Source organism: Pseudonocardia sp. (assembly GCF_050246655.1).
Classification (GTDB): Bacteria; Actinomycetota; Actinomycetes; order Mycobacteriales; family Pseudonocardiaceae; genus Pseudonocardia.
In genome coordinates, this window is the sequence record NZ_JBFWVQ010000166.1 from 1 (window position 1) to 9,316 (window position 9,316).

8 protein-coding genes are annotated in these 9,316 nt (G+C 76.1%); 7 read left to right on the plus strand and 1 reads right to left on the minus strand.

Features of this window, described 5'->3' with window-relative positions; translation table 11 throughout:
- Positions 1–677 precede the first annotated feature (677 nt).
- Positions 678–1,469, minus strand: coding sequence for a methyltransferase domain-containing protein (locus tag AB7J25_RS28685; RefSeq protein WP_428514156.1), 792 nt, complete (start codon positions 1,467–1,469; stop codon positions 678–680).
- Between the two features lie 150 nt (positions 1,470–1,619).
- Between AB7J25_RS28685 and hrcA the strand changes: the two genes are divergently transcribed.
- The 7 genes from hrcA to AB7J25_RS28720 all read left to right on the plus strand — a co-directional run.
- On the plus strand, positions 1,620–2,639 hold the full coding sequence (gene hrcA, locus AB7J25_RS28690) for a heat-inducible transcriptional repressor HrcA (RefSeq protein WP_428514158.1): 1,020 nt from the start codon (positions 1,620–1,622) through the stop codon (positions 2,637–2,639).
- A 56-nt stretch (positions 2,640–2,695) separates the two neighbouring features.
- The gene (gene dnaJ / locus AB7J25_RS28695) at positions 2,696–3,847 is read left to right on the plus strand and encodes a molecular chaperone DnaJ (RefSeq protein ID WP_428514160.1); all 1,152 of its coding nucleotides are present in this window, start codon (positions 2,696–2,698) and stop codon (positions 3,845–3,847) included.
- Positions 3,844–4,575, plus strand: a complete 732-nt coding sequence (locus AB7J25_RS28700; protein ID WP_428514162.1) for a 16S rRNA (uracil(1498)-N(3))-methyltransferase — start codon at positions 3,844–3,846, stop codon at positions 4,573–4,575. The genes dnaJ and AB7J25_RS28700 overlap by 4 nt, the downstream gene beginning before the upstream one ends.
- A gap of 104 nt (positions 4,576–4,679) precedes the next feature.
- Positions 4,680–5,807, plus strand: coding sequence for a serine hydrolase domain-containing protein (locus AB7J25_RS28705; RefSeq protein WP_428514163.1), 1,128 nt, complete (start codon positions 4,680–4,682; stop codon positions 5,805–5,807).
- A gap of 370 nt (positions 5,808–6,177) precedes the next feature.
- Entirely contained in the window at positions 6,178–6,945 is a 768-nt protein-coding gene (locus tag AB7J25_RS28710; RefSeq protein ID WP_428514165.1) for an alpha/beta hydrolase family protein, read from the plus strand.
- Between the two features lie 90 nt (positions 6,946–7,035).
- Positions 7,036–7,581, plus strand: a complete 546-nt coding sequence (locus tag AB7J25_RS28715) for a hypothetical protein (RefSeq protein WP_428514167.1) — start codon at positions 7,036–7,038, stop codon at positions 7,579–7,581.
- A 378-nt stretch (positions 7,582–7,959) separates the two neighbouring features.
- Positions 7,960–9,316 (plus strand): DUF6777 domain-containing protein (locus AB7J25_RS28720; RefSeq protein ID WP_428514169.1); only part of this gene is annotated, 1,357 nt, incomplete at its 3' end.

Below are 9,316 nucleotides of genomic sequence, written 5' to 3' on the forward strand. Positions count from 1 at the left end.
GCGGTGCTGACCCGGCGGGGACGGTTGCTCGCGGACGCGGTGGTGCACGCGCTGCTGGCGGGTGTGCCCGCCTGAGACCGGCGTTCGCGCGGGGGTGCGGGTGGGGTGTCGGCGGGGGGTTCCGGGGGCCCGTTCGCACACAGGTTGGTGTGGTGGCACATGCCGTCGGCGGTGTGTGTCACCGCGTCGGGGTGTGTGCGGGCGCTGGAACATGCGTGCGAGCGGTTGGGGGAGGGGGCGGTCACGCCGGCCCGCGACGGGCCGGGCGGCGGAACACATGTTCGAGCGCTGGACATGTGTGCGGGCAGGGTGCTGGCCCGGCCGGGGCGGGGTTCGGGGCGCGGTGGGGGTGTCGCGGGGAGTGCCGGTTCGCACACAGGTTGGTGTGGTGGCACATGCCGTCGGCGGTGTGTGTCACCGCGTCGGGGTGTGTGCGGGCGCTGGAACATGTGTGCGAGCGGCCCGGGGAGCGCCGGTCACGCCAGCCCGGGACGGGCCGGGCGACGAAACACAGGTGCGGGCGCTGGAACATGTGTTCGAGCGGCACGGGGAGGGGCCGGTCACGCCAGCTCACGACCGGCCGGGCGGCGGAGCACAGCTGCGGGCGGCGGAGCACATGCTCGAGCGCCGGAACATGTGTGCGAGCCGCACGGGAGAAGCCCGCCACCCCGCCCCGGTCACGACCCGCCCCCGCTGGTGAGCGTGGCGAGCACGCAGTAGCGGTTGAGGCAGAAGAAGTACTCGCCGCAGGCGTCGCGTTCGCGCAGGTCGGCGACCCACGCCTCGGCCTCGTCGGAGGTGATGCCCCGGCGCCCGGCGACGAAGGCGGCGATGAGCGACATCGTGGGGCAGCTGTAGGTGTCCTCGTGCAGCGCGGTGTTCAGGATCGGTACGGCGTGCTGCGCGGTGACGGTGAACCCGGCGGCGCGCAGCAGCGGGGCGAGCACCCGTGGCAGCCGGGGATGGGCGAGATGCTCCTCCCACGCCGCCATGACGCGGGCGTGGCGGGCGCGGTCGGCGACGTGCCAGACCACGCCGTCCCAGTCCGTGTCGAGGATCAGCACCCGCCCGCCGGGCCGCAGGACGCGCGCCAGCTCGGCGAACGCGGCGGGCAGATCGGGAACGTACTCGTAGACCTGCGTCGAGACCGCCGCGTCGAACCCCCCGCCCGGCAGCGCGAGCGCGTCCCCCAGTTCCACCCGCGCCCACGGCTGCGACGCGATCTTGGCGGCGGCGATCCCGTTCATCGCCGCGCTGGGGTCGACGCCGCACGCCTCGCCGTCCGGGCCGACGAGACCGGCGATCGCGGCGAGCAGGTGCCCCGGGCCGGAACCGACGTCGAGCACCCGTTCGCCGGGCCGTGGATCGAGCAGCTCGAGCGTCCGGGCTCGCTGGGCGACGACGTCGGGCGTCGCGTAGGTGCGGTCGATCCGCCGGGCGGCGTCGTCGTCGAACTCCAGCTGGGCCATGCGCGGCACGCTAGGACAGCGCCGCGGGCGGCCGGTACCGGCGAGTCGTGACGAACCGGGGACGGAACCACCCGGCGTGCGGAGGCTCGGGCGCCGCTGGGGCGGTGCAGCGGCGCCTAGACTGGAGGGGATCCGGGTGGGAGGTGCGCAGTGAACGCCGACGAGCGACGGTTCGCCGTGCTACGGGCGATCGTCGCCGACTACGTGTCGACCCAGGAGCCCGTCGGCTCGAAGATGATCGTCGAGCGGCACAATCTCGGCGTGTCGAGCGCAACCGTCCGCAACGACATGGCCGTCCTGGAGGACGAGGGACTCATCGCCCAGCCGCACACGAGCGCGGGCCGGGTGCCCACCGACAAGGGCTACCGGGTGTTCGTGGACCGGTTGGCCGAGGTGAAGCCGCTGTCGGGGGCCGAGCGCCGCGCCGTGCACACGTTCCTGGAGGGTGCGGTCGACCTCGACGACGTCCTGCGCCGCAGCGTGCGCCTGCTCGCGCAGCTCACGCGCCAGGTCGCCGTCGTCCAGTACCCGACGCTCACCCGCTCGACGGTGCGCCACCTGGAGCTGGTCGCCCTCACTCCGGCCCGGCTCATGCTGGTGCTGATCACCGACAGCGGGCGGGTCGACCAGCGCGTGGTCGATCTCGGCGAGGTCCTGACCGACGACGACGTCGCCGCCCTCCGCACCCGCATCAACGCCGCGCTGGCCGGAAGGCCGCTGGTCGCCGCCTCGGCCGCGGTGGCGGAGCTGCCCGAGCAGGCCCCCGCCGAGCTGCGTGGCGTGATGACCGCCGTGGTGGCGGTCCTCATCGAGACGCTGGTCGAGCACCCCGAGGAGCGGTTGGTCCTCGGCGGGACCGCGAACCTCACCCGCAACGCCGCGGACTTCCCCGGGTCCCTGCGCCAGGTGCTGGAGGCGCTGGAGGAGCAGGTCATCGTGCTCAAGCTGCTCGCGTCCGCGCAGCACCCCGGCACTGTCACCGTGCGGATCGGGGAGGAGAACGAGGCGGAGGAGATGCGGAGCACGTCGGTACTCACCGTGGGTTACGGAGGAGGCACCGTGCTGGGCGGGATGGGTGTCGTCGGGCCCACCCGGATGGACTACCCGGGCTCGATTGCGGCGGTGCATGCGGTCGCCCGGTACGTGGGTGAGATCCTGGCAGGGCGCTGACCAGCGCGTCGTTTCACGAGCAGTACCGAGCGAGAAGGACCATGGGGAACGCAAGGGTGGCACGCGACTACTACGGGACCCTGGGCGTCTCGAGCGACGCCGGGCCCGACGAGATCAAGCGGGCGTACCGCAGGCTCGCCCGCGAGCTGCACCCCGACATCAACCCCGACCCGGCGGCGCAGGAGCGGTTTGCCGAGGTCAGCGCAGCGTACGAGGTGCTGTCGGATCCCGAGAAGCGGCGCATCGTCGACCTCGGTGGCGACCCGCTGGGCAACGGTGGCGGCGGCGGTGGTGGCGACCCGTTCGCGGGCTTCGGCGGCCTCGGCGACGTCATGGACATGTTCTTCGGGGCCGGTGGACGCTCACGGGGCCCGCGCAGCCGGGTCCAGCCCGGCGCCGATGCGCTGATCCGCATGCAGCTCACGTTGGAGGAGTGCTTCTCCGGCGTCACGCGCGACCTCGCGGTCGACACCGCGGTGCTGTGCTCGGAGTGCACCGGCTCCGGCTGCGCGCCCGGCACCAAGCCCGCGATCTGCGACATCTGCGGGGGCCGCGGCGAGGTCCAGTCCGTGCAGCGGTCGTTCCTCGGGCAGGTCGTCACGTCGCGGCCGTGCCCCACGTGCCGCGGCCTCGGCGAGGTCATCCCGGATCCGTGCCGCCAGTGCGGCGGGGACGGCCGCGTCCGCTCGCGGCGCAACGTCGGCGTCCGGATCCCGGCGGGCGTGGCGGACGGCATGCGCGTCCGGCTGGCCGGGCAGGGCGAGGTGGGTGCGGGCGGCGGCCCCGCGGGCGACCTGTACGTCGAGGTCGACGAGATCCCGCACGACGTCTTCACCCGCGACGGGGCGGACCTGCACTGCACGGTGTCGCTGCCCATGACGGCCGCCGCGCTCGGCACCACGCTCCCGCTTCCGACGCTGGACGGCACGGAGGAGCTGCACGTCGAGCCCGGCACGCAGACCGGCACGGTGCGCACCCTGCGCGGCAAAGGCATGCCGCGGCTGCGCTCCACCGGCCGTGTGGACGGCCGCGGCGACCTCATGGTGCACGTCGACGTCGTCGTCCCGACGCGGCTGGACCGCGAGCAGACCGAGCTGCTGCGCAAGCTCGCCGCGCTGCGCGGGGAGGAGCAGCCGAACCTCTCCGCGGGCGGGCGCAACGGCCACGGGCTGTTCTCGCGGCTGCGGGACACACTCGGGGGCCGGTGAGCACCGCACCGCTGTTCCTCGTCGACCCGCTTCCCGCCGCGGGCGTCGTGGTGCTGGACGGCCCGGAGGGCAGGCACGCGGCGACGGTGAAGCGGCTGCGCCGCGGGGAGGTCGTCCGGCTCGGGGACGGGCGGGGCGCGGTCGCGCGGGCGACGGTCGTCGGGACGGGGCGCGACCGGGTCGACCTGGAGATCGACTCCCGGGTGGAGGTCGCGGCGCCGCCGCTGCGGGTGGTGCTCGCGCAGGCGCTGGTGAAGGGCGACCGGGGCGAGCTGGCCGTCGAGACCGCCACCGAGGCCGGCGTGGACGAGGTGCTGCCGTGGAAGGCGGCCCGGTGCGTCGCGCGGTGGGAGGACGGGCCGCGCGGTGACAGGGCGCTGGGCCGCTGGCGCTCGACCGTCCGCGAGGCGGCCAAGCAGGCCCGCAGGCCGTGGGTGCCCCCCGTCGGAGAACCGGTGACGACGGCACAGCTCGCGCGGCGGGTCTCGGACGCGGCGGGGGCGCTGGTGCTGCACGAGGCGGCCACCGAGGCGCTGACGGCGGGTGTCCTGCCGCCGCGCGGCGAGCTGGTGCTGGTCGTCGGGCCCGAGGGCGGGATCACCGACGACGAGGTCGCGGCGCTGGTCGCTGCGGGGGCGCGGCCGGTGCGGCTCGGCCCGGAGGTGCTGCGCGCGTCCACCGCAGCGGCCGTCGCGCTGGGGGCGCTGGGGGCGCTGGCGCGGTGGTGACCGCCGGCGAGTGTGGCGTCCGTCCGGTGCGGGGCGCAGGCGCTGCACGATCGCCGATGAGTCCCGGGCGGACGGATCGTCGGTACCGGTGGGAGGAGATGCCGATGCACCAGATCCGGGAGCTGCTGGACGGGAAGGTGGCCGCGGGCCTGCTGCCCGGGTATGCGGCGGCGCTACGCCTGCGCGGGGCGACGCACGTGCTCGTCGGGGGCCGCACGGCCGTCGATCCGGGCGCGCGGCCGGTCACGGAGGAGATGCTGTTCCGGATCGCCTCGCTCACCAAGCCCATGGGCGCCGCACTGGCGCTCACGCTGGAGGCCGACGGCGTCCTCGCGCTGGACGACCCGGTGGGCCGCTGGCTGCCGGAACTCGCCGAGCCCCGCGTCCTGGTCGCGCCCGACGCCCCGCTGGACGCCACCGTCGCGGCGGAGCGGGCGGTCACCGTCCGCGACCTGCTCACCGGCGTCAGCGGGTGGGGCATCGCGATGGCCGACGTCCCGGTGCAGCGGGCGATGAGCGAACGCGGCGTCCACCCGAGCCCGTTGCCGCCCGCGCTCTCGCCGGACGAGTTCGTCGGCCGGATCGGGGAGCTGCCGCTGGCGTTCCAGCCCGGCGCGGGCTGGCGTTACGACACGGGCATGGACGTCCTGGGTGTGCTGCTGGCCCGGGCGGCGGGCAAGCCGCTCGCGGACGTGCTCGCCGAGCGCGTCACCGGTCCGCTGGGCATGGACGACACCGGCTTCTGGACCGCCGAGGCCGGCCGCCTCGCCACCGCATACGAGCCGGGCCCCGACGGCCTGGAGCTGCTCGACCCGCCACACGGAGCGTTCGCCTCACCGCCGCAGTTCCCCAAGCTCGCGGGCGGGCTGGTGTCGACGGTGGGCGACGTGCTGCGGTTCCACACCGCGATGGCCGACGGTGGCGGGCCCGTGCTCGCGCCGGCGCAGGTCGCGCTCCTGACCTCCGACGCGCTCACCCCTGAGCAGCGCCGCGACGCCGGCGGGTTCCTCGGCCCGGGGACATCCTGGGGCCTGGGCACCGGGGTGGACATCGCGGCGGTCGAGCCGTGGCAGGCCCCGGGACGGTGGGGCTGGACGGGCGGCACCGGCACGGACGCGAAGGTGGACCCGATGCGCGACGCCGTCTCGGTGCTCCTCACCCAGCGGGCCATGGTCGGGCCCGAGGACGGGCCGGAGCCGTTCTGGGCCGCGGTCGCGGCCGCCGGGGCCTGACCCGGCGCGGCGGGGTCGCCGGGGTGCCGGCGCGTGGCTGGCAGCCGGGGTGCCGGCGCGTGGCCGGCCAGGGTGTCCGCCGGGGCGCCAGCCCGGTGCCCGGCGCGCGTCCGGCCCTTGCCTGGCGCGTGTCTGCCGGGTACCGGGCGCGTGCCGCCGGGGTGCCCGGCCTCCGTGCTCGTCGCCGACCGCCGCGTGGGCGCCGGCCGACCGCCGCGCGGCGCCGGCCGCGCGCCCGGACGCCCCGCCGCCTCCTGCCGCCGACCCGTGCGATGCTGCCCGGCATGGCCCGCGGTCCGAGGTGCCCGCCGCTGCCCGCCGTCCGCGTCCCGGCGAGTGGCGCGGTGCCGTCGCGGGGGATGGCGAGCCCGTGCACCTGACCTACGGCCCGGACGCGTCCCAGTTCGGCGAGCTCACCCTCCCCGCCGGGGCCGGCCCCGTGCCCGTCGTGGTCGTCGTGCACGGCGGCTTCTGGCGGGCCAGGCACGGGCTGGAGCTGGGACGGCCGCTCGCGGCCGACCTCGCGGGTCGCGGGTACGCGGCGTGGAACGTCGAGTACCGGCGGGTCGGGAACGGGGGCGGCTGGCCCGCCACCGTGGAGGACGTCGCGGCGGCGGTCGACCTGCTCGCCGGGCCGGGGCAGGACGCGGCCGTCGGGCGGCTGGACCTGGACCGGGTCGTCGCGGTCGGGCACTCGGCGGGCGGGCACCTGGCCGCGTGGCTCGCCGCCCGCCCCGGACTGCCCGCCGGGACGCCGGGAGCCGCGCCACGGGTACGGCTGCGGGGCGTGGTGAGCCAGGCGGGCGTGCTGGACCTCGTCGACGCGGCCGAGCGGGGGGTCGGCAGGGGGGCCGTCACGGCGTTCCTGGGCGGGCTACCCGCCGAGGTCCCGGACCGCTACGCGCTCGCGTCCCCGGCCGCGAGGGTGCCGCTGGGTGTCCCGGTGGTGGCGGTGCACGGCGACGCGGACCCGAACGTTCCGCTGCGGCAGAGCGAGCGCTTCGTCGCGGCGGCCCGGGCCGCCGGTGATCCCGCCGAGCTGGTGCGCCTCCCCGGGACGGACCACTTCGCCGTCATCGATCCCGGGACGGCGGCGTGGCGAGCGTGCCGCGATTCCGCGCAGCGGTTCCTGCGCTGATCGGAGGATCGCGTAGCGACTACGCGTGAGTCGCGGGCCCGGCTCCGGTAGGCACGCCCCGAAGGATCAGGCCGGAACGGGAGGGCGCCCATGAGCCAGCAGCCGCCGTGGGGTGGGCCGGCTCCCCGGCACCCCGGCACCTGGCACGGACCGCCCCACCAGCCGCCGTGGCCGCCCGCACCCCCGGGACAGCCCTACGGGCACCCGGCCCCAGGTGGCCCACCACCGCCCCGGAAGCGCTCGAGGGCGCTACCCGTCGTCGCGGTCCTGTTGCTCGTGGTGGCGGCCGGCGCGATCGGTGCCTTCCTGCTCCTGCAGGGCGCGGGTGCGCAGGCCCCGTCGAGCACCCCGGCCGGTGTCCCGGCCACCGCGGGCGGCGCACCGGGTGTCCCGCGGCCCGCGGTCGCGCTCACGCAGGAGCAGATCGACGCCGTCTGCTCCGGGGACACCCAGGCCTTCGCGTGCGAGGGCGGGGTGCCCACCCCGGAGCAGCAGTGCGCCGCCTACCCGGACACGTGCACGCTCCCGCCCGGGCAGCGGGCACCGTCACGGGCCGTCCAGGAGTGCCGGGCCATCCTCGGCGCCGACAACCCCGCCTGCGACGATCTCGACGAGCCCGGGGCCGGCGGTGGCTGAGCCCCGGCGGGCGCCGGCTCGCGCCACCGCGGCCGGGCCCCGGTGGCGGGGGAACGACGGTCCTTGCGCCCGCTCCGCGGTGGCCCGAGGTAACGGTCAGAGCGGCGGCGACGAGTACGGCGGCACGATCCGGCAGACGGGCGAATGCGCCCACCACGCGCACGAGGGGTTCCCCGCATGAGCCAGCAACCTCCGTGGGGCGGGCAGTTCCCACCGCCCGGGCCGCCCGGGCCGCCGAACCGGCCGCCCTACGGCGGCCCGCCCCCGTACCCGCCGCCCGGCCCCCCGGGACCGCCGTGGGGCCCGCCGCCCGGCGGGCCGCCGGGACCGCAGTGGGGACCACCGCCCGGCGGGCCGCAGCCGCCGAAACGGTCCCGGGTGCTGCCGATCGTCCTCACAGTGGTGGTCGCGGTCGCGGGGATCGTCGCGGTCGGCGGGTACTTCCTCACCCGGGACACCCAGGTGGCGCAGGTGTCGCTCGAACCCGTGGCGTACAGCGGCCAGAACCCGTTCACCCAGCCGGTCGGGACGGACGAGACCGGCGTCAAGACCCCCGTCGGCACCGGTGGCGCGTTCCCCGGTGACACCCCCGGCCTCTACGGGGAGGACGGCGGCGCGCCGTCCTGCGATGTCGCGCTGCTGACCAGCGCCCTCGCCGCGGACAGCGGCCGCGCCACGGCGTGGGCCGAGGCGCTCGGGCTCACGGCGGCGGACATCCCCGCGTACCTCCCGACGCTCAGCGCCGTCGTCCTGCGCGCCGACACCGTCGTCACCGAGCACAACTTCGTCGCAGGCACCTTCAACCCGTACCCGGCGGTGCTCCAGGCCGGGACGGCCGTGCTCGTCAACCCGTACGGCGAACCGAAGGTCAAGTGCCAGAACGGCAACCCGCTGACGCGGCCCGCGACGACCGGCCAGAAGGTCGCCTACACGGGCTCGCCCTGGACCGGGTTCACGCCCGTCCACGTCACCGTCGTGACGCGGCCCCCGGCCGTCGTCAAGACCTACGTCTTCGTCGACATCCGCACCGGCGGGCAGAAGACCTACCCCGGCAAGAACCCGGGCCCCGACGACGGCCGCGGCTACTGCGACCGTCAGCCCGACTCGGACAAGTGCCGCCCGACCACCGTGCCCCCGAACAGCCCGATCGGCCCGTCACCCGGCAAGGGCTGTACGGCCGCCGACGGCGCCTGGGTCTGCCCGGTGATGCTCGACCCGGCCAAGAAGCCCGCGGCGAACTGCGTCGAGGCGGGGAACATGTGGTCCTGCCCGGTGGTCGACCCGAACACGCCGCCCGCCACCGGCTGCACCAAGGCGGGGCCGTCCTGGTCCTGCCCGCCGCCGCTGGACCCGACCACGCCGCCCGCGCCGAACTGCACGGTCGCGGCCGGGAGTTGGTCGTGCCCGTTCCCGACGAACCCGGACACGCTGCCGGGGATCAACGGGAAGTGCACGAAGATGGTCGTGTCGAGCGCGCAGGGCAGCACGTTCTCGCAGTCCTGTCCGCAGCCGTTCAACGTCGACGCCCCGCCGCGTCCGGAGTGCAACAGCGCCGGTGAGGGCTCGGACATCACCTGGGAATGCCCGGTCACCGATCCCACCAAGCCACCGGCACCCGGCTGCCAGCTCAGCGGGGGCACGTGGGTCAAGTGCGGGCAGCCGTTCAACCCGGCCAGCCCGCCCGTGCCGGGCTGCCTCGCCCAGGGCTTCATGTGGGTGTGCCCGGCGGGCAACG

Bases quoted from the DNA above. Each gene is read 5' to 3' on its own strand.
- AB7J25_RS28715 (WP_428514167.1), top strand. From the start codon at position 7,036: ATGAGCCAGCAGCCGCCGTGGGGTGGGCCGGCTCCCCGGCACCCCGGC.
- AB7J25_RS28685 (WP_428514156.1), bottom strand. From the start codon at position 1,469: ATGGCCCAGCTGGAGTTCGACGACGACGCCGCCCGGCGGATCGACCGC.
- AB7J25_RS28705 (WP_428514163.1), top strand. From the start codon at position 4,680: ATGCACCAGATCCGGGAGCTGCTGGACGGGAAGGTGGCCGCGGGCCTG.